The sequence below is a fragment of the Methylorubrum aminovorans genome (assembly GCF_022179725.1).
GTDB classification, from domain to species: domain Bacteria; phylum Pseudomonadota; class Alphaproteobacteria; order Rhizobiales; family Beijerinckiaceae; genus Methylobacterium; species Methylobacterium aminovorans.
On the sequence record NZ_BPRC01000007.1, the window covers coordinates 211697 to 238245 of the forward strand.

The 26549-nt window shown below is 68.6% G+C and carries 24 protein-coding genes and 1 pseudogene; 15 read left to right on the plus strand and 10 right to left on the minus strand.

The features are described 5' to 3' along the window. Positions 1-452 precede the first annotated feature (452 nt). The 3 genes from MFF24_RS12475 (at position 453) to trmB (ending at position 2997) form a co-directional block, all read left to right on the plus strand. Complete coding sequence (locus MFF24_RS12475; protein WP_108941128.1) at positions 453-860, plus strand: helix-turn-helix domain-containing protein; 408 nt, start codon at positions 453-455, stop codon at positions 858-860. A gap of 214 nt (positions 861-1074) precedes the next feature. Beyond that, positions 1075-2250 (plus strand): methionine adenosyltransferase, encoded by a 1176-nt coding sequence (gene metK, locus MFF24_RS12480; protein ID WP_238224742.1) that lies wholly within the window; start codon positions 1075-1077, stop codon positions 2248-2250. 9 nt (positions 2251-2259) lie between these two features. Next, positions 2260-2997 carry a tRNA (guanine(46)-N(7))-methyltransferase TrmB gene (trmB, locus tag MFF24_RS12485; RefSeq protein ID WP_238224714.1) on the plus strand — a complete coding sequence of 246 codons (738 nt, stop codon included), beginning with the start codon at positions 2260-2262 and terminating at the stop codon, positions 2995-2997. 194 nt (positions 2998-3191) lie between these two features. On the opposite strand, the gene topA is transcribed toward trmB, so the two are convergent. The 4 genes from topA to MFF24_RS12505 form a co-directional block, all read right to left on the minus strand. Further along, positions 3192-5897: a type I DNA topoisomerase gene (gene topA / locus MFF24_RS12490; protein ID WP_238224715.1), complete on the minus strand. Its 2706-nt coding sequence runs from the start codon at positions 5895-5897 to the stop codon at positions 3192-3194. Positions 5898-6046: 149 nt separating this feature from the next. After that, a complete protein-coding gene (locus tag MFF24_RS12495) occupies positions 6047-6976 on the minus strand; it encodes a molybdopterin-dependent oxidoreductase (RefSeq protein WP_238224716.1) in 930 nt (309 codons plus the stop codon). Further along, complete coding sequence (locus tag MFF24_RS12500) at positions 6973-7845, minus strand: cytochrome b/b6 domain-containing protein (protein ID WP_238224717.1); 873 nt, start codon at positions 7843-7845, stop codon at positions 6973-6975. The genes MFF24_RS12495 and MFF24_RS12500 overlap by 4 nt, the downstream gene beginning before the upstream one ends. A 164-nt stretch (positions 7846-8009) precedes the next feature. Continuing rightward, positions 8010-8309: a hypothetical protein gene (locus MFF24_RS12505; RefSeq protein WP_108941134.1), complete on the minus strand. Its 300-nt coding sequence runs from the start codon at positions 8307-8309 to the stop codon at positions 8010-8012. A gap of 274 nt (positions 8310-8583) precedes the next feature. Between MFF24_RS12505 and MFF24_RS12510 the strand changes: the two genes are divergently transcribed. The 7 genes from MFF24_RS12510 to MFF24_RS12540 all read left to right on the plus strand — a co-directional run bounded on the left by MFF24_RS12510 (position 8584) and on the right by MFF24_RS12540 (position 15704). After that, positions 8584-9531 (plus strand): aspartate carbamoyltransferase catalytic subunit, encoded by a 948-nt coding sequence (locus MFF24_RS12510; RefSeq protein ID WP_238224718.1) that lies wholly within the window; start codon positions 8584-8586, stop codon positions 9529-9531. 5 nt (positions 9532-9536) lie between these two features. Next, on the plus strand, positions 9537-10841 hold the full coding sequence (locus MFF24_RS12515; protein ID WP_238224719.1) for a dihydroorotase: 1305 nt from the start codon (positions 9537-9539) through the stop codon (positions 10839-10841). After that, complete coding sequence (plsY, locus tag MFF24_RS12520) at positions 10838-11446, plus strand: glycerol-3-phosphate 1-O-acyltransferase PlsY (RefSeq protein ID WP_108941137.1); 609 nt, start codon at positions 10838-10840, stop codon at positions 11444-11446. Before MFF24_RS12515 ends, plsY begins: the two co-directional genes overlap by 4 nt. A 32-nt stretch (positions 11447-11478) precedes the next feature. Continuing rightward, positions 11479-12717, plus strand: coding sequence for a DNA-processing protein DprA (gene dprA, locus MFF24_RS12525; RefSeq protein ID WP_238224720.1), 1239 nt, complete (start codon positions 11479-11481; stop codon positions 12715-12717). 311 nt (positions 12718-13028) lie between these two features. After that, complete coding sequence (locus tag MFF24_RS12530; RefSeq protein ID WP_231343535.1) at positions 13029-13850, plus strand: SGNH/GDSL hydrolase family protein; 822 nt, start codon at positions 13029-13031, stop codon at positions 13848-13850. After that, a complete protein-coding gene (locus MFF24_RS12535) occupies positions 13847-14998 on the plus strand; it encodes a hypothetical protein (RefSeq protein WP_308445599.1) in 1152 nt (383 codons plus the stop codon). Before MFF24_RS12530 ends, MFF24_RS12535 begins: the two co-directional genes overlap by 4 nt. A gap of 22 nt (positions 14999-15020) precedes the next feature. Further along, positions 15021-15704, plus strand: a complete 684-nt coding sequence (locus tag MFF24_RS12540; RefSeq protein ID WP_238224724.1) for a DJ-1/PfpI family protein — start codon at positions 15021-15023, stop codon at positions 15702-15704. Between the two features lie 96 nt (positions 15705-15800). On the opposite strand, the gene ruvX is transcribed toward MFF24_RS12540, so the two are convergent. After that, positions 15801-16325, minus strand: coding sequence for a Holliday junction resolvase RuvX (ruvX, locus tag MFF24_RS12545; protein ID WP_238224726.1), 525 nt, complete (start codon positions 16323-16325; stop codon positions 15801-15803). Next, positions 16322-16900 (minus strand): SMI1/KNR4 family protein, encoded by a 579-nt coding sequence (locus tag MFF24_RS12550; protein WP_238224728.1) that lies wholly within the window; start codon positions 16898-16900, stop codon positions 16322-16324. The genes ruvX and MFF24_RS12550 overlap by 4 nt, the downstream gene beginning before the upstream one ends. A gap of 165 nt (positions 16901-17065) precedes the next feature. Between MFF24_RS12550 and MFF24_RS12555 the strand changes: the two genes are divergently transcribed. The 4 genes from MFF24_RS12555 (at position 17066) to MFF24_RS12570 (ending at position 19515) form a co-directional block, all read left to right on the plus strand. After that, positions 17066-17233, plus strand: coding sequence for a hypothetical protein (locus MFF24_RS12555; protein ID WP_162940561.1), 168 nt, complete (start codon positions 17066-17068; stop codon positions 17231-17233). 120 nt (positions 17234-17353) lie between these two features. Continuing rightward, positions 17354-17641, plus strand: coding sequence for an Asp-tRNA(Asn)/Glu-tRNA(Gln) amidotransferase subunit GatC (gene gatC / locus MFF24_RS12560; protein ID WP_108941144.1), 288 nt, complete (start codon positions 17354-17356; stop codon positions 17639-17641). Between the two features lie 90 nt (positions 17642-17731). Beyond that, a complete protein-coding gene (gatA, locus tag MFF24_RS12565) occupies positions 17732-19213 on the plus strand; it encodes an Asp-tRNA(Asn)/Glu-tRNA(Gln) amidotransferase subunit GatA (protein WP_166060021.1) in 1482 nt (493 codons plus the stop codon). Next, entirely contained in the window at positions 19210-19515 is a 306-nt protein-coding gene (locus tag MFF24_RS12570) for a hypothetical protein (RefSeq protein WP_133091521.1), read from the plus strand. The genes gatA and MFF24_RS12570 overlap by 4 nt, the downstream gene beginning before the upstream one ends. A gap of 91 nt (positions 19516-19606) precedes the next feature. Here MFF24_RS12570 and MFF24_RS12575 read toward each other — a convergent pair. The 4 genes and pseudogenes from MFF24_RS12575 to MFF24_RS12590 all read right to left on the minus strand — a co-directional run. Continuing rightward, positions 19607-19897: pseudogene (locus MFF24_RS12575) on the minus strand (GIY-YIG nuclease family protein); the annotation flags it as partial. Between the two features lie 140 nt (positions 19898-20037). Then, complete coding sequence (locus tag MFF24_RS12580) at positions 20038-23211, minus strand: multidrug efflux RND transporter permease subunit (RefSeq protein ID WP_238224730.1); 3174 nt, start codon at positions 23209-23211, stop codon at positions 20038-20040. Positions 23212-23299: 88 nt separating this feature from the next. Continuing rightward, positions 23300-24625 carry an efflux RND transporter periplasmic adaptor subunit gene (locus MFF24_RS12585; protein ID WP_133091518.1) on the minus strand — a complete coding sequence of 442 codons (1326 nt, stop codon included), beginning with the start codon at positions 24623-24625 and terminating at the stop codon, positions 23300-23302. 367 nt (positions 24626-24992) lie between these two features. Next, on the minus strand, positions 24993-25361 hold the full coding sequence (locus tag MFF24_RS12590; protein WP_238224743.1) for a hypothetical protein: 369 nt from the start codon (positions 25359-25361) through the stop codon (positions 24993-24995). 294 nt (positions 25362-25655) lie between these two features. On the opposite strand from MFF24_RS12590, the gene MFF24_RS12595 reads away from it, so the two are divergent. Further along, positions 25656-26255, plus strand: coding sequence for a L,D-transpeptidase (locus tag MFF24_RS12595; RefSeq protein WP_238224732.1), 600 nt, complete (start codon positions 25656-25658; stop codon positions 26253-26255). Positions 26256-26549 lie beyond the last annotated feature (294 nt).

Below are 26549 nucleotides of genomic sequence, written 5' to 3' on the forward strand. Positions count from 1 at the left end.
CGCCGCGATGGGAAACCGCGCGGCGGATCCGCTCAAATTCGGGGAAAGCTTCCGGCGCCGCGGCGCCCTGCCGATCCCGAGCCAAGCCTGAGATCCATTGAGGGTCGCGGGAAGGTGTAGAGACTAGACGGGCGGCACCTAAAGGCCTCGCACGAGACCCAGGGTGAAGGGATAGTCCAGGCCACGAACGCGCGCACAGCGCGGCGGCGAAAGCCGAAGTGGTATGAAACCTGGGGTCGCAGGTTCGAGCCCTGCCGGGGACGCCATTCTTGTATTCGATCTTGTGATTGCGGTGCGTCGACACATTCACGCCTGGATCGACCTGCGACGCCACGTCGCACCATTAACAAATGACATATTCCGTCTTGCGTCGCAGTTGCCGCTTCGGGCGGTCTTGCAACAGGAAAGTTTTCGTTCGAAGCATCGCCCAATAAATCGTGGGCAGAGAGAAGATGGCAGGCCAGAAGACCGATGAGCGCGACGTCCTTCTCGGACGTCGTATTGCCGAGCAGCGCAAACGCTCGAAGCTGACGCAACGCACCGTCGCTGACAGCTTCGGGATGTCGGCTGCTCAACTCCAAAAATACGAAAAGGGGGTCAACCGGATCAGTGCCATCCACCTCGCGATCCTGAGCCGTCTCACCAATACTCCGGTCTCCGAGTTCCTCGACGGCATTCCCCATCCTGATCCAGAGACGGAACGCGGTTTCTCAGATAATGGACAGCAGCCTTACGCGACCGATCCGTGGTCTGATCTTGCCCGCGCTTTCGCGCGCCAGTTCGTCGAAACGTTCAGCGAGGACCAGCGCCGCGAACTCTCCGCCGCGGTCGAAACCCTGAGCCGCGAACTCAAGAGCTGACGCTCACACCTCGAAGTCGTCCGTCCAATTCCCAATCTCGGCACCGTGCGCGGATCGCGGCCGGGCATAAGTACATCCCGAACCGTTCGTTAAAACGGACGATTTCGCCATTCCGGCTTGACCGTCCGTAACGCCGATGCGACAAGCCGCGCCTCTGGAGACCGGGTCAAGCGCCGTGACAAGACGAGGCGCACCCGACAATCGGGGGTGCATGATGCCTCGTTCCGACTATCTCTTCACCAGCGAATCCGTCTCCGAAGGCCACCCGGACAAGGTGAGCGACCGGATCTCGGACACCGTGGTCGATGCCTACCTATCCGCGATGCCGGAGGCCCGCCTCGGCGTCGAGACGCTGACGACGACGAACCGCGTCGTGATCGCGGGCGAGGTGCGCGGCCCCGATTCCGTGACCTTCAAGGACCTTGAGGAGCTGACTCGCGAGGCCGTGCGCGACATCGGCTACGAGCAGTCGGGCTTCCACTGGAAGAACAACGACGTCGCCATCCACCTGCACGCCCAGTCGGCCGACATCGCCCAGGGCGTGGATGCCGCCGGCAACAAGGACGAGGGCGCGGGCGATCAGGGCATCATGTTCGGCTACGCCGCCGACGAGACCCCGGCACTGATGCCAGCCCCGATCTTCTACGCCCACAAGATCCTCAAGGACCTCGCCGACGCCCGCAAGGCCAAGCAGGGTGATGCGGCCAAGCTCGGTCCCGACGCCAAGAGCCAGGTCACCGTGCGCTACGCCGACGGCCGCCCGGTCGAGGTGACGCAGATCGTGCTCTCGACGCAGCATCTCGACGAGTCGCTCGACTCGGCGGACGTGCGCGCCATCGTCGAGCCCTACATCCTCAAGGCCCTGCCCGAGGGCTGGGTCAACGAGAGCACCGTCTGGCACGTCAACCCGACCGGCAAGTTCGTGATCGGTGGTCCCGACGGCGATGCCGGCCTCACCGGCCGCAAGATCATCGTCGACACCTACGGCGGCGCGGCGCCCCACGGCGGCGGCGCCTTCTCGGGCAAGGACCCGACCAAGGTCGATCGGTCGGCGGCTTACGCGGCCCGCTATCTCGCCAAGAACGTCGTCGCCGCCGGGCTTGCCCGCCGCGCCACGATCCAGCTCTCCTACGCCATCGGCGTGGCCAAGCCCCTGTCGATCTACGTCGACCTGCACGGCACCGGCACCGTGGACGAGGCGAAGCTCGAGACCGTCCTGATGGACGCCCTCGACCTCTCGCCCCGTGGCATCCGCACAGCGCTTCAGCTCAACAAGCCGATCTACGCCCGCACCGCGGCCTACGGCCATTTCGGCCGCGAGCCCGATGCCGATGGCGGCTTCTCCTGGGAGAAGACCGATCTGGCCGCTAAGCTGAAATCGGCCTTCTGAGCCCGAACCATGATGGGGAGGGATGACAGCGTCCCTCCCGAAACGGGCGGGACGGCCGAGACCGAGCGGGCCTTCTACGGGCGCCGCAAGGGCAAGCGGCTGCGGCCGGGCCAGGAGCAGCGCCTCGAAGGGGCGCTTCCCCACTTACGCGTCGCTCTGCCCGAGCGCGGCGAGTTTCTCGATCCGCCGAGCCTGTTCCCGGTGCCGGTCGACGAGGTCTGGCTGGAGATCGGCTTCGGCGGCGGCGAGCACCTCGCCGCTCAGGCCGAGGCCCATCCGCGGACCGGCATCATCGGCTGCGAGCCCTTCGTCAACGGCGTGGTCAAGCTGCTACGCGCGGTGGACGAGCGCGCTCTGCGCAGCGTTCGCGTCTGGGACGAGGACGCCACCGCCCTGCTCGCCGCCCTGCCGGATGCGAGCCTCGCCCGCGTCTACCTGCTCTATCCCGATCCCTGGCCCAAGCGCCGCCAACGCAAGCGCCGCTTCGTCTCGGACGCCTCGCTCACCGAGATCGCGCGGGTGCTGCGCCCCGGCGGCCATTTTCGGTTTGCCAGCGACATCGACGACTATGTCGGCTGGACCCTGGTCCGCGCCGCGCGCTGCCCGCATTTGCGCTGGACGGCCGAGCATGCCGACGATTGGCGCCGGCCTTTTCCCGGCTGGCCGGGCACCCGCTACGAGGCCAAGGCCCTCGCGGCCGGCCGGTTGCCGAGTTACCTGACGTTCGAGCGGGTCGGCGCAGACTGATCTCGAAGCATAAGCTCGCCGCGTATGCCCTCTCCCCTCTGCGGGAGAGTGTGGCCCCCAAAGGGGTCCGGTGAGGGGAGCGCCGCTTCCGCCGGACCGACGCCGGTTGAGAAGCCACCGTCGCGCCGCCCCTCCCCCGTCCGCACCGCGGACACCCTCCCCCGCAGAAGGGGAGGGTTGAGGCGTCGCTCGCCTCAGCTCGCCTTCGTCTTCGCCGGAGCCTTCTTCGCAGCCGCCGGCTTGGCCGCAGCCTTGGTCGCCGTCTTGCGCGCGGCAGGTTTCTTGGCCTCGCCGGCCTCCGCCTTCTTCGCGGGTGCGCGAGAGCGGGCCGCCGTTTTGCGAACCGGCTTCTTGCCGCCGCCGGAGGCGCGCTTGGCATTGACGAGGTCGATTGCCTGTTCGAGCGTCAGGCTCTCGGCGCTCATCGTCTTCGGCAGCGTCGCGTTGACCGAGCCGTCGCTGACATAGGGGCCGTACTTGCCCGCCTTGACCACGAGGGCGGCGCCATCCGGATGCGCGCCGAGGGCGCGGCCGGGATCGGAGGAGGGGCGCCCGCGCCCGCCGCCCTGCTCCTTGGCGACGATGAGGTCGATGGCGCGGTTGGCGCCGATCTCCAGCACGTCGTCGTCCTTGCCGAGATTGGCGTAGGTCTTCCCATGCTGCACGTAGGGCCCGAAGCGGCCGAGATTGGCCAGGATCGGCTCGCCGGTCTCAGGATGCTTGGCCACTTCGCGCGGCAGCGACAGCAGGCGCAGCGCGATCTCCAGGGTCACGCTGCCCGGCGTCATGCCCTTCGGCAACGAGGAGCGTTTGGGCTTCTCCGCACCCTTCTCGGACGACGCCTCGCCGAGTTGCACGAACGGCCCGAAACGCCCGTCGCGCAGGGTTACGGGCAGGCCGGTGGCGGGATCGTCGCCGAGCACCCGCACGCCGGGCTGGCCGCCGTCGGCCGAGGAGCCGTCACCCTCGCCCTCGACGCCGGAGGCCGAAAGCTGGCGGGTGTACTTGCACTCGGGGTAGTTCGAGCAGCCGATGAAGGCGCCGAACTTGCCGAGCTTGAGCGAGAGCTGGCCGGAGCCGCAGGTCGGGCAGGCGCGCGGATCGCCGCCATCCGCCTTCTCGGGGAAGATGTGCGGCCCGAGCAGGCCGTTCAGCGCCTCCAGCACTTCCGCGACGCGCAGTTCCTTGGTGCCGCCGATGGCGGCAGAAAAATCGCGCCAGAAGTCGCGCAGCACGGTGCGCCAGTCGATCTCGGCATTCGAGACCCGATCGAGCTGCTCCTCCAGGCTCGCGGTGAAATCGTACTCGACGTAGCGCTTGAAGAAGCTCTCGAGAAAGCCGGTGACGAGCCGTCCCTTGTCCTCCGGCTGGAGGCGCTTCTTCTCGATCTTGACGTATTCGCGGTCGCGCAGCGTCTGCAACACCGCGGCGTAGGTCGAGGGCCGGCCGATGCCGAGCTCCTCCATCCGCTTGACGAGGCTGGCCTCGGAATAGCGCGGCGGCGGCTCGGTGAAGTGCTGGGTCGAGGCGATGCGCTCGCGCTTCAAGGGGTCGCCCGCCCTCATCGCCGGCAGACGCTTGGAATCCTCGTCCTCCTCGTCGTCCTTGCCCTCCTGGTAGAGGGCGAGGAAGCCGTCGAACTTCACGACCTGACCGGTGGCGCGCAGGTCGATCCGGCGCGGGCCGACGCTCGCGGTCACCTCGACGGTGGTGCGCTCGAGTTCGGCCGATTCCATCTGGCTCGCGATCGTGCGGGTCCAGATCAGCTCGTAGAGCTTGGCCTGCTCAGGCTCGAGATAGCGGGCAACCTGCTTGGGCAACCGGCCCATATCGGTCGGGCGAACGGCCTCGTGCGCTTCCTGGGCGTTCTTGGCCTTCACCGAGTATTTGCGCGGAGCGCCGGGGACGTAGTCGTCGCCGAACTCGCGGCCGATCACCCGGCGGGCATCCTGGATCGCCTCCGGCGCCATGTCGACGCCGTCGGTTCGCATGTAGGTGATGATGCCGACGGTCTCGCCGCCGACGTCGACGCCCTCGTAGAGCCGCTGCGCCACGCGCATGGTCTGGGCTGGGGCCATCCCGAGCTTGCGGGAGGCCTCCTGCTGGAGTGTCGAGGTGGTGAAGGGCGGCTGCGGATGGCGCTTGGCCGGCTTGGCCTCGACGCTCGCCACCTGGAAGGTCGCGAGTTCGAGGTCGCGCTTGAAGGCGGCCGCTTCCTCGGCATTGCCGACATCGAGGCGCTGGATGCGCTTGCCGTCGGCGCCGACGAGACGGGCCTCGAACACGCCGCCGTTCTCGGTCGCGAGCGTGGCGACGATCGACCAGTACTCGCGGGGCTTGAAGCGCTCGATCTCCATCTCGCGCTCGACGACGAGACGGAGCGCGACCGATTGCACCCGGCCGGCGGACTTGGCGCCCGGCAGCTTGCGCCACAGCACCGGCGAGAGGTTGAAGCCGACGAGGTAATCGAGCGCGCGCCGCGCCAGATAGGCATCGACCAGCGCCTGATCGATCTCGCGCGGCTTCCTCATCGCCGCGTCGACGGAGGCCTTGGTGATGGCATTGAAGGTCACCCGCTCGACCGGGATGCCCTTGAGCGCCTTGCGGGCCGTGAGCGCCTCGATGACGTGCCAGGAGATCGCCTCGCCCTCGCGATCCGGGTCGGTGGCGAGGATGAGCTTCTCGGCGCCCTTCACGGCGCGCGCGATCTCGGACACGCGCTTCGAGCCGCGATCCTCCAGCTCCCAGATCATGGCGAAATCGGCCTCCGGATCGACCGAGCCGTCCTTGGCCGGCAGATCGCGGATATGGCCGAAGGAGGCCAGAACCTCGTAATCGCGCCCCAGGTATTTGTTGATCGTCTTGGCCTTGGCCGGCGACTCGACGACGACGACTTTCATGAACCTCTGCCTCTCGCCAGAGCCTCACCGCGGGTACGGTTTTGGGGATGGCGCGGATAGCGTACCGGTCGGAGGCCGGCTCTCGCGCCGCGCAGAAGTGGGTGAGCGGCGCGGCGTTGTCAAATCGGGAGAACGGGTGAGACCCTCTCTCAAATCCCCGCGTACCACTCGTAGCCGCGGTCTTCCCAGTAGCCGCCCCCACCGTCGCCGATGCGTTTCAGGCTCTCGGTGACCTCGATCCGCATGATGTATTTCGCCTGCTTGTAGCCGAGTTGCCGCTCAACCCGAAGGCGCAAGGGGGCCCCGTTCGAGACCGGCAGGGCCTGGCCGTTGAGGTCGTAGGCGAGGATCGTCTGCGGGTGGTAGGCGTCCGTGAGATCGATGCTTTCATAGTAGCGGACCGGGATGCCCTGGGCCTCGTCGCCCTCGTCAGCCGGCGCTTCCGCCCCTGCGGCCTGCGAATCGCTTGCTTGGTTCTCGGCGCCCTCGGGCCGCGCCTCCATGCCGGGATTGGCGGTCGTGTCCGTCTCCGGCTCCTCCTCGCCGCCGGCCGCATATTCCATCGTGTCGGCGCAGTGGAACACGATGTAGCGGGCATCCGGCTTGAGGCCGGCGCGCTGCAGCACCTCCGAGAGGGGCACGCCGGTCCACTTGCCGATCGCGCTCCAGCCCTCGACGCAATCGTGCCGCGTCGTCTGAGTGCGGGCGGGCAGCGCCCGTAGGTCGGAGAGGCTCAGATCCTGGGGCCGCTCGACGAGGCCGTCGACGCGGAGGCGGAATCCTTCGAAGCGCGTGGCGGCGAGTGCCTTGTAAGCCCGGTCCGGCGGATCGATCGTCCCGTTCGGCTTGAACCAGGGCGAGATCTCCGAGTCCGGAAATTCCTTGGCGAGCGAGGCCGGCGTCAGCAGCAGGCGTTGCACGAACAGGTTGGCATCTTCCCCGAGCTTCAGCGTGCGCTGGCCCATGGGGCTCGCGGCGAAGCGGTCGCAGCCGCCGAGCGCCGCGGCGCCGAGGAGGCCGGCCGCCGCCGTGAGGAAACCGCGGCGATGGGGGCGAGGAATGTGCAGGCGGGGTCTCATCGGCCGTCTCCCGAACCGGCGGGAAGTTTCTGCCGCTCGATCACGAACCAGCCGGTGATCATGCTGCGCATGTTGTTGGCCACACCCGAGAGCAGGACGAGCAGGACGTGGACGATCACGAACAGCACCAGCAAATTCGTGACGATGAAGTGGATCGTGCGAGCCGATTGCCGGCCGCCGAACAGGTCGGGCAGCGGAATCACCGCGTTGACGCCCGGCGACATCGCCAGACCGGTGAGCAGCATTAGAGGCAGCAGCACCGCCACCACGACGAGGTAGCTGAGCTTCTGCAACACGTTGTAGCGCTTGGCCTCGTCGCCCTCCGGAAAGTGAAGCGTCAGGTGCTCGCGGATCGAGGATCCGAAACCGCGCATCTGGTCCCCGTCGGGGATGAGACGGCGGCGCAGCTGCCCCGTTCCGATGCCGTAGACGAGGTAGATCAGCCCGTTGATGACGAAGGCCCAGGCGAACAGGAAGTGCCAGCGCCGGCCCGTGGCGAGATCCTGATGCGCCGGCAGGGTCGACCATGACGGGAAGGCGCGGCCCGCGGGCCGGCCGTTGAGGTTCGACAGGCCGAGCACGCCGGTGGTGTCGAAGGTGTAGCCCGCAACCGCGACGATGCCGCGCGGCGTGCCGTCGTCCCCCTGGTCGGCGGTGATGGCGACGAACGGCTTGTCGAAGGTCGAGGCCGAGCCCCAGTACAGCGCCGGATGGGCGTTGAAGATCTGCAGCCCGCTCATCAGGAGGATGGCGAGGCAGACCACGTTGATCCAGTGCGCGAGCCGGATCACCAGCGGGTGGCGAAACATCCAGCGCCGCCGCACCGTCTCCACGATGTCCGGCCCCGAGAGCGTCGATCCTGCGGCCACGGCGCGGCTGTTCCCTGTTGCAGCACCCCGCGCCGGGGGGAGGGACCGCTCGGCACGGGAGGACTTGGAAGGCTTCATTCGACACGAAAAGGCCCGCCCGGTTTAACCGGGCGGGCCGAGGATCGCCTAGATGGCGCGTTGGTCACAGTCGGGTGACGGGTGGCTCACATCCCGCCCGCACCGGACTCCATGCCGGAGCCGGAATTCATGCGCTTCGAGCGCATCATCTTCTTGCTCTTCATCGGCTTTTTCATCTTCTTGGAGCTGCGCTTCATCGGGCGCTGCTCCTGGCCCATGTCATCACCCATGGCGCCCTGCTGCATTTGGCCGCCCATCTGGCCGCCCATCTGCCCACCCATGCCGGGCTCCATGCCACCCCGCTGCATGCCCTGAGCGTAGGCGCCCGAGGAAAGGGCGAGACCGAGCGAGAGCGCGCCGGCGGTCAGAAGAAGTCGCGTATTCATCGGCTACCTTTCGGCTTCCGGGCCCGCGGCCGAACACCGGAACAGGCATTCGACAGGCTCAGGCCCAAACAGATGTTTGAAAAACGGAAGCGAAGCCGGATCGTTCAAATTCTTCTCGATCACGGGCTCGCGATGACGAAAAAAATCTCTCAGCCGCGACCGGACCAGATCGTTTTCCCTCTGACCAGCAGCAGCACCGGCCACGGGACGCTCCGGCGCCTTGCCGCGTCCCTTCGAGACACCTATAGCGCAGGGCCGACGACAGAACCGCCGCATGACCGCTCAGACCGCACCCGCCTTCCCGCACCGACACCTGCTCGGCATCGAAGGCCTGAGCCGTCCGGACATCGAATCGCTCCTGGAGCGGGCCGACGCCGCGGTCGCCCTGTCGCGGCAGGTCGAGAAGAAGCGCAACGTGCTGCGGGGCCGCACGCAGATCAACTTGTTCTTCGAACCCTCGACCCGCACGCAATCCTCGTTCGAACTCGCGGGCAAGCGGCTCGGCGCCGACGTGATGAACATGTCGGTGGCCTCGTCCTCGGTGAAGAAGGGCGAGACGCTGATCGACACCGCGGCGACGCTCAACGCCATGCGGCCCGACATCATCGTGGTCCGCCATCATTCCGCGGGCGCGGTGCATCTGCTGGCGCGCAAGGTCGATTGCGCGGTGGTCAACGCCGGCGACGGCGCCCACGAGCACCCGACCCAGGCGCTGCTGGACGCGCTGACCATCCGCCGCAACAAGGGCGGCATCGAGGGGCTTCAGGTCGCGATCTGCGGCGACGTCCTGCACTCGCGGGTGGCGCGCTCCAACATCATCCTGCTCCAGGCACTCGGCGCCCGGGTGCGGGTGATCGGCCCCTCGACGCTGCTGCCCACCGGTATCGATCGCTTCGGCGTCGAAGTCTTCACCGACATGCGCGCGGGCCTGAAGGGGTGCGACATCGTGATGATGCTGCGCCTGCAGCGCGAGCGCATGAACGGCTCCTTCGTGCCGAGCGTGAAGGAATATTTCCGCTATTACGGCCTCGACGGCGACAAGCTGGCGCTGGCCAAGCCCGACGCGCTGGTGATGCATCCGGGTCCCATGAACCGCGGTGTCGAGATATCTTCCGAGATCGCCGACGGGGCGCAGTCGCTGATCCGCGAGCAGGTCGAGATGGGCGTCGCCGTGCGCATGGCCGTGCTGGAAGCGCTGGCGACCCACTTGCCGAACGGGTGACCCGAATGAGCGCGCTCGTCCTCTCCAACGCCCATCTCCTCGATCCGGCCACCGGCCGCGAGGGCCCCGGTGCCGTCCTCGTGCGTGACGGCCGCATCGCCGACGTCGCCTTCGGTGCGGCGCCCGGCACACCCGAGAGCGCCCAAAACATCGAGTGCGGCGGCCTCACCCTCGCCCCCGGCCTGATCGACCTGCGCGCCTTCGTCGGCGAACCCGGTGCCGAGCATCGCGAGACCCTAGCCTCGGCGAGCGCGGCCGCCGCGGCCGGCGGTGTGACGACGCTCGTCTGCATGCCCGACACCAACCCCGTCATCGACGGGCCGGCCATCGTCGATTTCGTGCTGCGCCGCGCCCGCGACACGGCGAGCGTCAACGTGCTGCCGGCCGCCGCCATCACCAAGGGGCTGGCGGGGCGCGAGATGACCGAGTTCGGCCTGCTGGCGGAAGCCGGAGCGGTGGCTTTCACCGACGGGCTGAAGGCCGTGACCAACGCGCAGGTGATGCGCCGCGCGCTGACCTATGCCCGTGATTTCGGCGCGCTGCTGATGCAGCATGTCGAGGAGCCGGACCTCGTCGGCGACGGCGTGATGAACGAGGGGGAGATGGCCTCGCGGCTGGGCCTGCTCGGCATCCCGCGCGAGGCCGAAACGGTGATGCTGGAGCGCGACATCCGCCTCGTGCGCCTCACCGGCGGGCGCTACCACGCGGCGATGATCTCCTGCGCCGATTCCGTCGAGATCGTTCGGCGGGCCAAGGAGGCGGGCCTGCCCGTCACCTGTGGCGTCTCGGTCAACAACCTCGTGCTCAACGAGGGCGACATCGGCCACTACCGCACCTTCTGCAAGCTCTCGCCGCCGTTGCGCCGCGAGGACGACCGGGCGGCGGTGATCGCGGCGCTCAACGAGGGCGTGATCGACGTCATCGTCTCCGACCACAACCCGCAGGACGTCGAGACCAAGCGTCTCCCCTTCGCCGAGGCCGCCGACGGCGCCCTCGGCATCGAGACGCTGCTCGGCGCGAACCTTCGCCTGCTGCACACCGGCGACGTGACCCTGAGGACGCTGCTGAACGCGCTCTCCGCCAATCCGGCGCGGCTGCTCGGACGCGAGGCCGGGCGCCTGGAGCGGGGCGCACCCGCCGACCTCGTGCTGATCGACCCCGATCTGCCCTACGTGCTGGACAAGCGCCAACTGAAGTCGCGTTCCAAGAACTCGCCCTTCGACGAGGCGCGGCTCCAGGGCGCGGCGGTGCTGACGCTGGTCGGCGGCCGGATCGTCCACCGCTCCGATCTTTCGGCCATCGCCGCATGACCACGCTGCTTGCGGCCGGCTGGCCGGCCCTCATCGCCGCCCTCGTCTTCGGCTACGCCTGCGGCGCGATCCCCTTCGGCCTGATCCTGACGAAGTTCGCAGGTCTCGGCGACGTTCGCGCGATCGGTTCGGGCAATATCGGTGCGACCAACGTGCTGCGCACCGGCCGCAAGGGGTTGGCGGCCGCGACCCTTCTCTGCGACGCGCTGAAAGGCACGCTGCCGGTGCTCGCCGCCGGCCATTGGGGGGAGGGGCCGGCGCTGGCCGCCGGACTCGGCGCCTTCCTCGGCCACCTCTTCCCAGTCTGGCTCGGCTTCAAGGGCGGCAAGGGGGTGGCGACCTTCATCGGCGTGCTGATCGCGCTCAGTCCGCTGACGTTGCTCGCCTTCGCCGCGATCTGGCTCGGGCTGGCCTTCGCCCTGAAATACTCCTCGCTGGCCGCGCTCGCGGCTTCAGCCGCCACGCCCCTCATACTGTGGGCGCTCGGACACGGAGCGGTTGCAGCACTCTTCCTCGTGCTCGCGGCGCTGCTATGGTGGAAGCACGCGCCCAACATTCGCCGACTCGCCGCCGGCACCGAGGGCCGGATCGGGCAGAAGGGCTGACGACGGCCCCCTCCCGTCAGGAGGGGGACCGGATGCAGCTCACCGACGGACAGCGCCTCGATTGGCTGCGGTTGATCCGCACCGACGGCATCGGCCCGCGCACGTTCCGCGGCCTGATCAACCGCTTCGGCAGCGCGTCCGCCGCGCTCGACGCCCTGCCGGACCTGACGAAGCGCACCGCCAAGCGCGCCGTGCCGCCCTCGAAGGCGGAGGCCGAGCGCGAGATGGCCGCCGCCGCCCGCCTCGGCATCCGCTTCATCGCCATGGGGGAGGCAGCCTACCCGAAGGCGCTGCACGCCACCGACACCGCCCCGCCGCTGATCGCGGTGCGCGGCGATCCGGCGGCCCTACTGAGGGCGTCCGTGGCGATCGTCGGCTCTCGCAACGCCTCGACGGCGGGCCTTGCCTTCACCGAGCGGCTCGCCCGCGGGTTCGGTGAGGCCGGCCTCGTCGTCGTCTCGGGGCTCGCCCGCGGCATCGATGCCCGCGCCCACAGGGCCACGCTTTCGACCGGCACGGTCGCGGTCCTCGCCGGCGGGCAGGACCGGATCTATCCGGAGAACCATGCCGGCCTCGTCGAGGAGATCGTCGGTGCGGGCGGGGCGGTGGTCGCCGAGATGCCGATGGGCTGGGTGCCGCGCGGGCGCGACTTCCCCCGGCGCAACCGCATCATCTCTGGGCTCAGCCTGGGCACGGTCGTCGTCGAGGCCGCGCGCCGCTCCGGCTCGCTCATCACCGCCCGCTTCGCGCTGGAGCAGGGCCGCGAGGTGTTCGCGGTTCCGGGCTCCCCGCTCGATCCGCGGGCGGAAGGCACCAACGACCTGATCCGCGAGGGTGCGACGCTGGTCGGCGAGGTCGAGCACGTCCTGTCCGTTCTCGCCCCGCTGAGGGACGGGCGCGCATCGCCCGCGGAAGGCCTGAACGACCGCCCCGAGACGTCGGGCACGTACGATTACTGGGACGAGATCGATTTCGACGGCGGCTCGGCGACCGCCCTGCCGCTGTTTCCCGACGCGGCGGACCCGGCCGGACCTTTCGCGGAGCCGCAATGCGAGCCCCAATCCGAACCGCACGACGAGCGCGCCCGGCTGATCGCCTGCCTCAGCCCCACCCCGGTCGGCACCGACGAACTCGCGCGCTCATCCGGCCTACCGGTCCGGGTCGTGCAGACGACACTGCTCGAACTCGAACTCGATGGCCGGATCGAGCGGCACGGAAGCGGAACGGTGTCCCTGGCTTCGCCGGCATGGGTCGGACGATCCGGCTCGTGAGGACGGACGCCTCGGCCCCGTTTCCGCTCTTGATCGCCGTTCAAACCGTTTCCGGTTGATTGCCTCGCGATGACGGTGGAGGCACCGGGCGAGGCGGTCTGTTGAACAAAAATCATTTCATCCGGCGCTTGGACTTAAGACTCCGTCAAACACTCCACATTGCGGTTGTGGCGAATCACGATTATTCGGCCACAATCCAATTTCGGTTCGGCTACAAGAGTCGAGATCGATAATCCTGCAAAGCCCCCCGGACGAGGTGGCATGCGGGCGGGGGCTCGAAAGCGGTGGCGCGGATTCTTCGTCTTGCTCGGATGCGGACAGTCTCCTTGAGACATCCGCGGCAGCTCATCGGCACGACGGCGCTGATGCTGGCCCTCACCCTCTCCTCGACTGCGGTTCTCGCCTACGCCGATCTGCTGCCGGCGAACCTCGACATCGATCTCGGCCTGTTCGAGGACGCCACCCCGGCCGGCCTTCCGCACGTCGCCCAAAAGATCGCTCTGGGCGGGCCGCTGACCATCATCGCTTTCGGCTCTTCCTCGACCGAGGGCATCGGCGCCAGCCATCCCGCCGCCGCCTATCCCGCCCGCCTCGAAGCCGGGCTGCGCCGCGCCCTGCCGCATCTCGGCGGCCGGGTCACCGTCACCAACCGGGGCATCGGCGGCGAGGCGGTGGACGAGATGCTGGCCCGGCTCGACCGGGACGTGATCGCCCCCCGGCCCGATCTCGTGATCTGGCAGACCGGCAGCAACGATCCGCTGCGCGGCGTCTCCCTCGACCATTTCCGCGAGGCCACCGAGACGGCGCTGGAGCGCATCCGCGCGGCGGGCATCGACGTGGTGCTGATGGAGCCGCAATGGTGCCCGGCGCTGGACGCCACGCCCGGCGCCGACCGGTTCCGCGACGCCGTGCGCGCGCTGGGCCACGACCTCGACATCCCGGTGATCCGCCGCTCGGACCTGATGCGCGACTGGATCGGCCAGGGCCGGTTGACCCGCACCGAATTGTTCGCGAGCGACGGCCTGCACATGGCGGACGGCGGCTACGCCCTGCTCGCCGAGGCGGCGCAGGACACGGTGCTCGACGGCGCCGAGGCGGCGCCGGTCGCCGTCGCGGCGGCGGGGGCGGATTGAAGCGCGCCCTTGGGGCACCCCGCCTCGTCCGTTCTCTCGCTGCCGGACTTCTGCTCGTGGCTACACCGGCCGCGGCAGTCGACACGCGCCTGCTGCCCGAAAATCCGCGCTACGCCCGCAACACGTCGTGCGCGGACGTGACCGTGGTGGCGCCCGGCCGCCGGCCCGGCACCCATCCGCTCGACGACCGGATCAGCCCCAACCCGGCCCTGTCGCCGATGAGCCAGGGCGACAGCGCGATCTGCTTTGCCTACGCCACCGCCGACATGATTTCGCAGCGCGTCGGCGTCACCGTCTCGGCGCTCGATGTGGCCACCCGCTACTACTTTGCCGACCCGGCCGGCCTGCTGCACAGCCGCGACGGCGCCCTGCGGCGCTACCTGCGCCGGCATCCGGACCTCGCGGAGGAGATCGCCGAGAGCCGCAACGACACCGAGGCGAGTCGCGAGCGCAATCCGGGACGAAAGCCCTATTTTGACAAGCTGGAGGACGGGCAGGAGGAGGCGGCGACGCTCCTCTACAATCTCGGCGGCCTGTGCCTGGACCGGGACCTGCCCTCCTTCGACGGCTACGGCCAGCACCTCCGCACCCTTGGTGCCCTGCGCTGGCGCAGCCGCGTCGCCGCCCCGAAGATCTCCTGGCGCAGCCTCGGCGGGACGGTACCGCGCCTGCGCGATCCCGAGACCGACGCCTTCAATGCCGGCTGGATCGCCCATGTCGAGCGGCGCTGCCGGCGAAAGCCGCTGCCGGTGCCCCTGATCCCGGTCTCGGATTCGATCGCCGACAACCAGCTCGACTTCATGGACAAGGCGGCGCGCCGGGAACCGGGCCTGACCGCCGGTACCGACCGGCTGATGGCGATGATCGATTACGCCCTCGACCGCGATCGTCTGCCGGTGATCGGCTATTCCTGGTACGTGCTGGAAGAGCGCCTGCCGAAGGACCCGGACATCGCCGCCGACCATTCGAGCCCGATCATCGCCCGGCGCAAAGTGGCGGGCCGCTGCCAGTACCATTTGCAGGACAATACCGGCGAGTACTGCGCCCGGATGCGGCCCGGCATCGCCGAGCGCTGCGACCTCGGCCGGGTCTGGCTCGACGAGGACGAGTTGCGCGCCTCGCTCTACAGCGTGATCTATCTGCGGTAACTTCGAGCGCAGGATACCGGACATGACGATCGAGATCGGCTTCCTCGTCTTCCCCCGCGTGCAGCAGCTCGACCTCACGGGCCCCTACGAGGTGCTGGCCATGGTGCCCGGCGCCCGCGTCCATCTCGTCGCGAAGACACGCGACCCGCTCGCGAGCGCCACCGGCCTCGTGCTGACGCCGACCGTCACCTTCGCCGAATGCCCGGCCCTCGACGTGATCTGCGTGCCCGGCGGCAGCGGGGTGAACCCGCTGATGGAGGATGGCGAGACCCTCGACTTCCTTCGCCGGCAGGCGGCGGGCGCGCGCTATCTCACCTCCGTCTGCACCGGCGCCCTGGTGCTCGGCGCGGCCGGGCTCTTGCGGGGCAAGCGCGCCACCACGCATTGGGCCGCGCACGACCTACTCGCGGCCTTCGGCGCGATCCCGACGCAGGGACGGGTGGTGCGCGACGGCAACCTGATCACCGGCGGCGGCGTCACCGCGGGCATCGATTTTGGCCTGACGCTCGCCGCCGAACTGACCGACGCGGCGACCGCGCAGGCGATCCAGCTCCACCTGGAATACGCCCCGGCTCCGCCCTTCGACACCGGCCGGCCCGAGACCGCCGGACCCGACATCCTCGCGGCCGCCCGCGAGCGCCTGTCGGCGACGCGCCGGGAGCGGGAGGCGATCGTGGCGCGGGTGACGGCTGCCGAAAGGCGGTGATCCCACCGACCGCCTCCCCTGAGGTGCCGCGAAGCGATCTCGAAGGGTCCTCAGGATGAGGCAGAGGATTGGATCAGGCTGCGCAAGGGGCCTCACTCACAGCTGTTCTCGCGACCAGCGACCGTCGATTGCCTCGTCCGCCTCCTCCACCGCACCCAGAAGCCCGCCCATCACGTCGAGGCAGCTCTGCAGGATGTAGGCGGCGGCGAGCTTGTCCACGAGTTCGCCGCGGCGGGCCCGCGATGCGTCGGCTTCGAGCAGGGTTCGGGTCACGGCGGCGGTGGAAAGCCGCTCGTCGAAGAACAGGATCGGCAGCGGCAGCAGCGGTTTCAAGTTGCGGGCGAAGCTCCGGCTCGATTGCGCCCTGGGTCCTTCCGAACCGTCCATGTTGAGGGGCAGGCCGATGACGAGGCCGCCGACGGCATGGGTCGCGCAGAGCGCCACGATCCGCTGTGCGTCCGGCGTGAACTTCACCCGCCGGATGGTCTCCAGCGGCGAGGCGATCTGCCGGCCGACATCGGAAAGCGCGAGCCCAATAGTCTTGGTGCCGAGGTCGAGCCCGATCAGGCGCGGCGCACCGGACGACGCCTCGGCGAAGGCCGCAATCTCCTCGCGGTTCACGAAGCGCTCGCTCCGAGCTTTTCGAGAGCCGCCGCGTCGTCGCCCTCGAAGGTCGCAGGCAGCGGCCCCTCGCCGTCGCCGAGAATGTGCAGGATTTCGAGCCCCTGAAGACCACGCAGGAAGGTAGCGAGGTCGGCGCCGCCGAAATGCACCAGCTCCAGATCGGCGCACAGCACCCAGATATCGTATTCGGGAAAGCCCGGCGTCACGTCGAAGAACAGGAAGTCGCCCCGCTCGGTCTGGCCGAAGAAGCAGGCCCGCTCCATCAGCCCGGCATCGGCGTCACCCTCGATGGTGAAGCGGTGCGGCTCGTCGCTACCCTCGTCGCGCAGACCGTCGAGGGCGAGCGCGACGCCGTGGGAAATGAGGTGCGCCCGCGAGCTGAGATCGGCCGCCTCCACCGGAACCGGGGTGAAGATGCGCAGATGGCCGCCGATCCGTCCGGCGCCGCAGCTCTGCGCGAAGCTTCGGTAGCTCTGGGGGAGGGGAAAGCCGAGTTCCGCCTCGGCGCGGGCGAGATCCGCCTCGCCCGAAGTCAGGCCCGGCTTCAGCTCCCGGAAGACGCTGTCCCACATGCTCCGGTCTCCCTGCATCCCCGATGACACAGGGGCTTACGCCCGCCCGCGCGGACTTGTCCACCGTGCCGTTAACCAAGCCGGACGGTTGCCCTCATCGGGAGGGAGCGGGAAACGGAAAGCGGTGTTAAGACTTCGTTAACCACACCGGAGCCGTCCCATCCCATGCCGCCCGCCGCCCGTCCCGGACCAGGCCGCTTCTCGCGGCGGCACGCGTTGATGTTGATGCTGGCGCTGGAGATCCTCGTCGTCGGCACCTACAACGCCGACCGCTACCGGCGCCCCGGCATCAGCGTGGACATGCCGACGACCTACGGCCACGTCATCGTCTGAGCGGCCTGAGGCGCGACCGCCATCGGCGTTGCCCCTGCGCGAAGGCGGGTGCTATAGCCCGGCGCATTCCGGGCGAGGCTCTTTGTTGGGCGCTTTCCCGCCCGAGGCAGGCAAGGCGGCATGTCGGTCGACGAGAAAACGGTACGGCGCATCGCGCATCTGGCACGCATCGCGGTGGCCGACGAGGAAGTCGCGCCGCTGCAGGGCGAGCTCAACGCGATCCTCGCCTTCGTGGAGCAACTCGGCGCGGTCGATGTCGAAGGCGTCGAGCCGATGACCTCCGTCACCCCGATGCGCATGAAGAAGCGCGCGGACGTGGTGAACGACGGCGGCCGGGCGAGCGACATCGTCGCCAACGCCCCCGAGACCGAGGACAACTATTTTCTCGTGCCGAAGGTCGTCGAGTAAGATTTCTCGGCATCGTCGGAGCGGCTTCACCGGCTCCTCGCGGAGGCGAAACAACGCCCGCGGGGCCGGGCGCGTAGGTCTGGAACGGGCATGACGGCACTCAACGAACTCACCCTGGCCGAGGCCCGCGACGGGCTGAAGGCGAAAGATTTCTCGGCCCGCGAGATCGCGCAGGCGCATCTCGACGCGATCGAGAAGGCCCAGGCGCTCAACGCCTACATCGTCGCGACCCCCGACCGCGCCCTGAAGATGGCCGACGTGTCGGACGCCAAGATCGCCAAGGGCGAGGCCCGGCCGCTCGAGGGGCTGCCGCTCGGCATCAAGGACCTGTTCGCCACACAAGGCGTCCACACCACGGCCGGCTCGAAGATCCTCGAAGGGTTCGAGCCGCATTACGAATCGAACGTTTCATCCCAGCTCTGGCGCGACGGCGCGGTGATGCTGGGCAAGCTCAACCTCGACGAGTTCGCCATGGGCTCGTCGAACGAGACCAGCGCCTACGGCAAGACGATCTCGCCCTGGCGCCGCCAGGGCTCCGACGCCCCGCTGGTGCCCGGCGGCTCGTCGGGCGGCTCGGCGGCGGCGGTGGCCGCCCATCTCTGTCTCGGCGCCACGGCCACCGACACCGGCGGCTCGATCCGCCAGCCGGCCGCCTTCACCGGCACGGTGGGCATCAAGCCGACCTACGGCCGCTGCTCGCGCTGGGGCATCATCGCCTACGCCTCCTCCCTCGATCAGGCCGGCCCGATCGCTCGCACGGTGCAGGATTGCGCGATCCTGCTCGGCTCCATGGCCGGGCACGACCCGCGGGACACGACGTCCGTCGATCTGCCCGTTCCGGATTTCGAGGCGGCGATCTCCCGCGGGGTGAAAGGGCTCACCATCGGCATCCCGAAGGAATACCGGGTCGAGGGCATGCCCGCCGAGATCCAGCGGCTCTGGGATCAGGGCGCGGAATGGCTGCGAGAAGCCGGCGCGACGGTGCGCGAGATCTCGCTGCCGCACACGCAATACGCGCTGCCGGCCTACTACATCGTGGCCCCGGCGGAGGCCTCCTCGAACCTCGCCCGCTACGACGGCGTGCGCTACGGCCTTCGCGTCCCCGGCAAGGACATCGCCGGGATGTACGAGAACACCCGCGCCGCCGGCTTCGGCCGCGAGGTGAAGCGCCGCATCATGATCGGCACCTATGTGCTCTCGGCGGGCTATTACGACGCCTACTACGTCCGGGCGCAGAAGATCCGCACGCTGATCAAGCGCGACTTCGAGGCGGCCTACGCCTCCGGCATCGACGCGATCCTGACGCCCGCCACCCCATCGGCGGCCTTCGGCATCGGCGAAATGGCGTCGGCCGATCCGGTCGAGATGTACCTCAACGACGTGTTCACGGTGACCGTAAACATGGCCGGGCTGCCGGGCATCTCGGTGCCCGCCGGGCTCGACGCGCAGGGGCTGCCGCTCGGTCTTCAGCTCATCGGCCGTCCCTTCGACGAGGAGACGCTGTTCGCTGCCGCGCAAGTTGTCGAGAACGCGGCCGGGCGGATCAGCCTGCCGAAGGCGTGGTGGGCGTGAACGCGGCTCCCGTCGTCCCGGTCTATTCCTTCTCGGTCTGGATCCAGGCCGGGTTCGATCCCTTGCTGATCGCGGTCGCGGTCTTCCTCGGCTGGAAGGCGGATCAGTTCGGCAAGGTGTTCATCGCGGCGATCGCCGCGCTGGCGATCTCGGTGCTGTTCGCGTGGCTCGTCACACGGATCGGCCTGCCGTGGCCCGCCCCCGTGGCGGCCGATCTGCCGACGTTCTTTCCGGTGCGGACGATATCGGCGTTCGTGTGGGCAGCGCTCGGGTATGGGGCACGGCGGGTGCTGAGGCGCTGAGGCACGTTCCAACACCGTCGCGATCCCTGAAGGACCCTTCGAGGCCGCTTCGCGGCACCTCAGGATGAGGGGATTGGTGGAATGAGCTGATCCTGGCGGAAGAACGCTTCGCGAGGAATTGCACCCTGTCCCAATCCTCTGCGATCAACGCTTCTTTCTTGGCACGGCTCCAGCCTTTGATCCGGCGCTCGGCCGCGATGGCATCGGTGATGCGATCGAACCATTCTGCGTAGACCCGTGTCACCGGGCGACGGTGATAGGTGTAGCCGATACGGGTTCCGGCCTGATGCTCGGCCAACCGTTTGTCGAGAGGTTCACCCCGGGCTGAGCCGACGTAGTAGCTGCCGTCAGCACACCGCAGCATGTAGACGAACGCGGTCAAGTCAGCCTCGGCGAAACGGGAAAGGTCTCCGACCTTCCAAGATCCGCTGCCTCGGCTCAACGGAGATGGAATCCACCCCGCTCCTCATGCTGAGGTGCGCGCGGCACGCGTGCCTCGAAGCACGCGCGCCGTCCCTCCCGCTACTCCGCCGGCACCGAGTGACCGTGGCCGGCTCTGCGGGTGTCCTCCGGCGCGGCCTCCGCGTTCTCGCCCGCGGCCACGTCCTTGCGCCGGAACAGGCGCATCACCACCACGAAGAACACCGGCACGAAGAACACCGCGAGCACGGTGGCCGAGATCATGCCGCCCATCACGCCGGTGCCGATGGCCTGCTGGCTCTTCGAAGAGGCGCCGGTGGCGATCGCCAGCGGCACCACGCCGAAGATGAAGGCCAGCGAGGTCATCACGATCGGGCGGAAGCGGAGCGTCGCCGCCTCGATCGTCGCCTGGACGATGTTGGTGCCCGGCTTCCACAGGTCCTTGGCAAACTCCACGATCAGGATCGCGTTCTTGGCCGAGAGACCGATGATCGTGATGAGCCCGATCTTGAAGTAGACGTCGTTGGGCATGCCCCGCAGGTACACCGCCGCCACCGAGCCGATCACGCCGAGCGGGATGACGAGAAGGACCGAGATCGGGATCGCCCAGCTCTCGTAGAGCGCGGCGAGGCACAGGAACACGATCAGCACCGAGAGGGCCAGCAGCAGCGAGGCCTGGGAGCCCGCCTGCTTCTCCTGCTGCGACTGGCCGGTCCAGACGTAGCCGAAGCCTTTCGGCATCCGCGTCATCAGCCGCTCCATCTCGGCGATGGCGTCGCCCGAAGTGTAGCCCGCAGCCGGCTCGCCGGTGAAGCGGACCGACTGGTAGCCGTTGAAGCCGACGATCTGGCTCGGCCCCATGCTCCACTTGAGGTCGGCGAAGGACGACATCGGCACCATGGTGCCCTGGCTGTTCTTCACCGCGTAGTTGAGGATGTCGGTCGCCTGCATGCGCTGCAGCTGCTCGGCCTGCACGTAGACGCGCTGCATCTTGCCGAGGTTCGGGAAGTCGTTGGTGTAGACCGAGCCGAGGTTGACCTGGATCGCGTCGTTGATGTCCTCGAACTTCACGCCGAGCGCGGCCGCCTTCTCGCGGTCGATGATGAGCTCGGCCTGAGGCGTCGGCGGTAGCCCCTCGATCTTCACCGCCTTGAGGATCGGGCTCTGCCGGGCCAGCGCCAGCAGTTGCGCCTCCGCGGCGGCCAGCGCCGAGTAGCCCTTCTGCGCCCGGTCCTGCAGGCGGAACGAGAAGCCCGCCGCATTGCCGAGGTTGTCCACCGGCGGCGGCTCCTGGGCATCGACGATGGCGTCGCGGTAGCCGGCAAGCGCTGCGTTGGTGGCAGCCACGAGGGCGTTCGCGGAGTTCGCCGCGTCGCGCTCGGACCAGGGCTTCAGGGTCACGAAGGCCTGGCTCAGGTTCGGCCCCTGACCCGAGAAGGAGAAGCCGTTGAGCGTGGTCACCGTGGCAACGCCGGGCTGGGCCAGCAGAAACTCCTCGACCTTGCGCACGGCCCCCTGCGTCCGGTTGAACGAGGCGCCCGGCGGGGTCTGGATGTCGACGGTGAAGAAGCCCTGGTCCTCGATCGGCAGGAAGCCCTCGGGCAGTCGCACGAAGGCGAAGGCCGTGCCGGCCACCAGGATCAGGTAGATCACCATCACCCGGCCCGACTTCTTGATGCACCACGCCGTGCCGCGGCCGTAGCGGGCCGTCTCCCGGTCGACGATCCGGTTGAACCAGCCGAAGAAGCCGCCCTTGGCGTGGCCATGGCCCTTCTCGATCGGCTTCAGCAGCGTGGCGCAGAGCGCCGGCGTCAGGGTCAGCGCCAGCAGGGCCGAGAAGGCGATGGAGGTCACCATCGCGATCGAGAACTGGCGGTAGATGATGCCGACGGAGCCGGGGAAGAAGGCCATCGGGATGAACACGGCGATCAGCACCAGCGTGATGCCGATGATGGCGCCGGTGATCTGCTCCATCGCCTTGGCCGTCGCCTCCTTCGGCGGCAGCCCCTCCTCGTTCATGATGCGCTCGACGTTCTCGACCACGACGATGGCGTCGTCGACGAGGATGCCGATGGCGAGCACCATGCCGAACATGGTCAGCACGTTCACCGAGAAGCCGGCGAGCAGCATCACCATCACGGTGCCCATCAGGGCGATCGGCACGACGATGGTCGGGATCAGGGTGTAGCGGATGTTCTGCAGGAACAGGAACATCACGACGAAGACCAGCGCCACCGCCTCGACCAGGGTCATCATGACCTTCTTGATCGAGGCCTTCACGGCAGGGGTGATGTCGTAGGGGATGTCCCACTTCAGGCCGGGCGGGAAGAACTGCGACAGCTCCTCCATCTTGGCGCGGATGGCGTTGGCGGTCTCGAGCGCGTTGCCGTCGGGGGCGAGCGTCACCGAGATGCCGGCGGCCTCGCCGCCGTTGAGGCGGGTCGAGAACTGGTAGGCGTCGCCGCCGAGTTCGATCCGGGCCACGTCGCGCAGGCGCACGTTCGAGCCGTCGGGATTGGCCCGCAGCACGATCGCGCCGAAATCGTCGACGGTGCTGAGCTGGCCCTTGACGATGATCGGCGAGAACACCGCGTGATCGACCGGGCTCGGCTGCGCGCCGACGGCGCCGGAGGCGATCTGGATGTTCTGGTTGCGGATCGCCTCGGTGACGTCGCCGGGCGTCAGCGACAGACCGCGCAGCTTGTCCGGATCGACCCAGACGCGGAGCGAGCGCTCGGTCGAGTAGAGGGTGGCGCGGCCGACCCCTGGGATGCGGCGGATCTCGTTGATCACGTTGCGCATCAGGAAGTCGCCGAGGCCGATCTCGTCCATCTTCCCGTCGGTCGAGACCAGGGTGATGATGTTGAGGGTCGCGGCCGACGCTTCCTCGACGAGGATGCCGTTCTGGCGCACCTCGGCGGGCAGGCGGGCCTCGACGCGCTTGAGGCGGTTCTGCACCTCGACCGAGGCGAGCGCCGGATCGGTGCCGGGCTGGAAGGTCGCCGTGATGTTGATCGAGCCGAAGGAGTCGGTGGTCGACTCGAAGCTCATGATGTTGGCCGCGCCGTTCAGCTCGTCCTCGATCAGGCGGGTCGTACCCGTGTAGAGGCTCTCCACCGAGGCGCCGGGAAAGGCGGTCGACAGCGCGATCGAGGGGGGCGCGATCACCGGATATTGCGCGACCGGCAGCAGCGGGAGCGAGAGAGCGCCCCCGAGGATGATGAACAGGGCAACCACCCAGGCGAAGACCGGACGGTCGATGAAGAAGCGGGCCATAAGGGGCTCGTAGCGTCGTGTCGGGTTCAAGCCGGCGAACGTCAGGTCATCCGCCGGCGGGACGGTCTTAAGGGCGATCGTTCGACGATCAGTCGGCGTATTGGGCCACGGGCTGTGCGGTCGATCCGGTCGCCGCTGCGTCCTTGGCCCCGTTCTCCGTGCCGTCGGTGTCGTGGCTGTCGGTGTCGATCGGCTTGCCCTCGTCGGTGGAGACCTCCGTCTTCCAGGGAATGGTCTTCACCTGGATGCCCGCGGTGATCTTCTGGAAGCCTTCGACGACGACCTTCTCGCCGCCTTCGAGCCCCTCGCGGATCAGCCAGCTGCCGCCGACCACGGGACCGACCTCGACCGGCTGGAGCATGACCTTGCCGTCGGGCTTGACCACCCAGACCTCCGGCTTGCCGTCGCTGGTGCGTTGGATCGCCTGCTGCGGCACGGCGATGGCGTCCGCGTCGATGCCCTGCTTGATCCGGGCGCGGACATACATGCCGGGGAACAGCTCGTTGTGCGGATTGGGGAATTGCACGCGCAGCGTCACCTGACCGGTGCTCGGGTCGGCGGTGACGTCGGAGAAGAGCAGGCGGCCGGCCGAGCCGTAGAGCGAGCCGTCATCCATGATGAGGTGGACGTTGGCAGTGTCGGCGGCGAGCTTGGAGAGCTCGCCCGAGGCGATGTCGCGGCGCAGCTTGTTCAGCTCGCCCACCGACTGGGTGATGTCGACGTAGATCGGGTCGAGCTGCTGGATCGTGGCGAGGACGCCGGTCACACCGGATTCGATCAGCGTCCCCTCGGTCAGCAGCGCCCGTCCGATGCGGCCGGAGATCGGCGCGCGCACGTCGGTCCAGGACAGGTTCAGCTTGGCCCGGTCGCGGGCCGCCTTGGCGCCGGCGACCTCGGCCTCGGCCTGCTTCTTGGCGGCAAACGCCGTGTCGTACTGCGCCTGGCTCGCGGTGTTGCGGGCGAGCAGGGTCTCCAGTCGCTCGGCCTGCTGATTAGCGAGCACCAAAGCCGCCTCGCGGTTGGCCAGCGCCGCCTCGGCGCTCGCGAGCTCCACCTGATAGGGCGCCGGGTCGATCTTGTAGAGGACGTCGCCCTCGTTGACGGTGCTGCCCTGCTCGAACAGGCGCTTGACCACCAGCCCCGAGACCCGCGAGCGCACCTCGGCGATGCGCATCGGCGCGACGCGGCCGGGAAGATCGCGGACGTAGGGGATCGGCTGCGGCCGCACGCTGACGACGCTGACCTCGGGCGGCGGCAGCGGCACCGGCGCAGCGGCCTTCTGCTCGTTGCAGGCCGAGACGGCGACAAGGACGGCGCCGACGAGGAGAGAGGCCGGCAGGGACCAGCGGGAACGGCTGCGGCCGGCCTTGACGAGACCGGGCCCGCTGCCGGGCGACTGGGTGGACGGCGTCACGATGAGGTTGCTCCTACGAGGCTCTACGGTTCGCATCGGCATGTTTCCGGCGGCGAGGCCGCCAGGCCGATGGGCCGGACGCGGGCGGCGATCTTCGTGAGAAGGAAGCCACCCCGCGCCGCGGGGACGGGCGCAGACCGGATCGGTCTCGCGCACCGTTGCAATCACCGGGCCGCCACGACGATCACGGATCGAAAGGGCCCGGACGAGGATGCCGAAAGCATCAGTGATCGGCCGTGCAGGACGACCAAGCGCGGTCGCATTGCATCCTGGGCGCGAAGTTTGGCAATCCGACGACGGCGGCAAATTGCGTCGCGCGATCGCTCAAGCCCTTCGGAATTCCCGTGTGACCGGGACGGCCGGCCGATCAGATCCGAGGCGGGCGCTCGAACGGACCGGGCTCTGCGGCGGCAGGGTTCCGGTCGGAAGCCGGCCGCGGGAGGGACGACGCATCCGCGCCATCCAGACCGGGAAGGATCGCGCTCACGCGCCCATGGCTCGCGATCTCGTCGAGTTCGAGCATCACCCGTCCGGTGCGCACGGTGGCGACCGGGTCCGTGTCGGGCCGCTGCTCGAACGTCGCCTCGGCGCGGGCCTGCGGGATGCCGCCGAGCGCTGCACCGTCGGCCGGCAGGCCAATGACGACGAGCAGGCTCAGCAGCCCGGCCAGAGCGGACAGGACGATGCGGGTCGGGAGGCCGGCAACTGGACGGCCCGGCGAGGCAGGGCGGGGCATGAGGGTCACGATGACCTCATTGTGGTGGATGAAACGTTGCCATTCAATCGACTGCGACATTCTGGCCGGCTCTCCTGAGCAGCCTCTCTGGCTTCGCCCCCTGCGGACCACGGCGGGGCCGTCGGCGGATGTGCCGGGCGGCACAGGGCTCCGGAGGAGGCCGAGGATTTGGAACGAGCGTTGCCCGTAACACACACCCTTGCCTTCCTCCTGCCGTGAGCGGCCGCCCTAAAGCGGTCGACCGGCCCGCCGGACTTCGCTCGCGGCGGTGCCTTTCCGTGGAGGATACCCGTCGTGACGACCCGATCTTTCCCGCGCCGCTCGGCGCTGCCGCGCTTCGCCGCGATGCTCGTGCTCGGCTGCACCCTCGCGACCGCCGGGCTCGTGCCGGCGCGCGCCAACCCGCTCGACAGCGGGCCGCTCGCCGACTTCATCAACGTTTTCAAAACGCAGGCCATCCCCCGCGAGACGGTGGCCTATGCCGGCAAGGAGAAGCCCGGCACGATCGTGATCTCCACGAGTCAGCGCCGGCTCTACTACGTGCTCGGTGGCGGCGAGGCGATCCGCTACGGCGTCGGCGTCGGGCGCCGCGGCTTCTCATGGTCGGGCACGAAGACGATCACGGGCAAGAAGGAATGGCCGGCCTGGCGCCCGCCGTCGCAGATGCTCGCCCGCCGCCCGGACCTGCCGCGCTACATGGCCGGCGGCCAGGACAACCCGCTCGGCGCGCGCGCGATGTATCTCGGCTCCTCGCTCTACCGCATCCACGGCTCCAACGAGCCCGAGACCATGGGCGCGGCGGTCTCCTCCGGCTGCATCCGCATGACCAACAAGGACGTGGTCGATCTCTACGACCGCGTGCGGATCGGGACGAAGGTGATCGTGAAGGATTGATGTGATGTGCCGACGCAGGAAGTTTGTCGGTACGAGAGGGTGGATTGTCGGCAGCGACGACTGAAGTTTGTCGGCTAGCAAAAATTCCCTCTTCCCCACAGCCCTGGGCGCCGTTCTTTCTAATCGGGATTGGCGCCGGGAACGGGAACGAATAGCGGGTCGTCCTTCTCTGACCTGACCGGTTGGCTTTGGGCCGGGCTGATTGAGAGGATCAGCCGGAACGGAAGGAGTCGGACATGCGGCGAGGTCAGAAGACGAGCGCGGAGCAGGTGGTGCTCAAGCTGCGCCAGATCG

What these genes read in the sequence shown, in the direction of transcription:
- topA (WP_238224715.1), bottom strand. Translation starts at nt 5,897, where the DNA reads ATGAAAGTCGTCGTCGTCGAGTCGCCGGCCAAGGCCAAGACGATCAAC.
- plsY (WP_108941137.1), top strand. Translation starts at nt 10,838, where the DNA reads ATGACCACGCTGCTTGCGGCCGGCTGGCCGGCCCTCATCGCCGCCCTC.
- MFF24_RS12515 (WP_238224719.1), top strand. Translation starts at nt 9,537, where the DNA reads ATGAGCGCGCTCGTCCTCTCCAACGCCCATCTCCTCGATCCGGCCACC.
- MFF24_RS12510 (WP_238224718.1), top strand. Translation starts at nt 8,584, where the DNA reads ATGACCGCTCAGACCGCACCCGCCTTCCCGCACCGACACCTGCTCGGC.
- metK (WP_238224742.1), top strand. Translation starts at nt 1,075, where the DNA reads ATGCCTCGTTCCGACTATCTCTTCACCAGCGAATCCGTCTCCGAAGGC.
- MFF24_RS12580 (WP_238224730.1), bottom strand. Translation starts at nt 23,211, where the DNA reads ATGGCCCGCTTCTTCATCGACCGTCCGGTCTTCGCCTGGGTGGTTGCC.
- MFF24_RS12530 (WP_231343535.1), top strand. Translation starts at nt 13,029, where the DNA reads ATGCGGACAGTCTCCTTGAGACATCCGCGGCAGCTCATCGGCACGACG.
- MFF24_RS12555 (WP_162940561.1), top strand. Translation starts at nt 17,066, where the DNA reads ATGCCGCCCGCCGCCCGTCCCGGACCAGGCCGCTTCTCGCGGCGGCAC.
- MFF24_RS12475 (WP_108941128.1), top strand. Translation starts at nt 453, where the DNA reads ATGGCAGGCCAGAAGACCGATGAGCGCGACGTCCTTCTCGGACGTCGT.
- gatA (WP_166060021.1), top strand. Translation starts at nt 17,732, where the DNA reads ATGACGGCACTCAACGAACTCACCCTGGCCGAGGCCCGCGACGGGCTG.
- MFF24_RS12540 (WP_238224724.1), top strand. Translation starts at nt 15,021, where the DNA reads ATGACGATCGAGATCGGCTTCCTCGTCTTCCCCCGCGTGCAGCAGCTC.
- MFF24_RS12550 (WP_238224728.1), bottom strand. Translation starts at nt 16,900, where the DNA reads ATGTGGGACAGCGTCTTCCGGGAGCTGAAGCCGGGCCTGACTTCGGGC.
- MFF24_RS12505 (WP_108941134.1), bottom strand. Translation starts at nt 8,309, where the DNA reads ATGAATACGCGACTTCTTCTGACCGCCGGCGCGCTCTCGCTCGGTCTC.
- dprA (WP_238224720.1), top strand. Translation starts at nt 11,479, where the DNA reads ATGCAGCTCACCGACGGACAGCGCCTCGATTGGCTGCGGTTGATCCGC.
- MFF24_RS12590 (WP_238224743.1), bottom strand. Translation starts at nt 25,361, where the DNA reads ATGCCCCGCCCTGCCTCGCCGGGCCGTCCAGTTGCCGGCCTCCCGACC.
- gatC (WP_108941144.1), top strand. Translation starts at nt 17,354, where the DNA reads ATGTCGGTCGACGAGAAAACGGTACGGCGCATCGCGCATCTGGCACGC.
- MFF24_RS12495 (WP_238224716.1), bottom strand. Translation starts at nt 6,976, where the DNA reads ATGAGACCCCGCCTGCACATTCCTCGCCCCCATCGCCGCGGTTTCCTC.
- trmB (WP_238224714.1), top strand. Translation starts at nt 2,260, where the DNA reads ATGATGGGGAGGGATGACAGCGTCCCTCCCGAAACGGGCGGGACGGCC.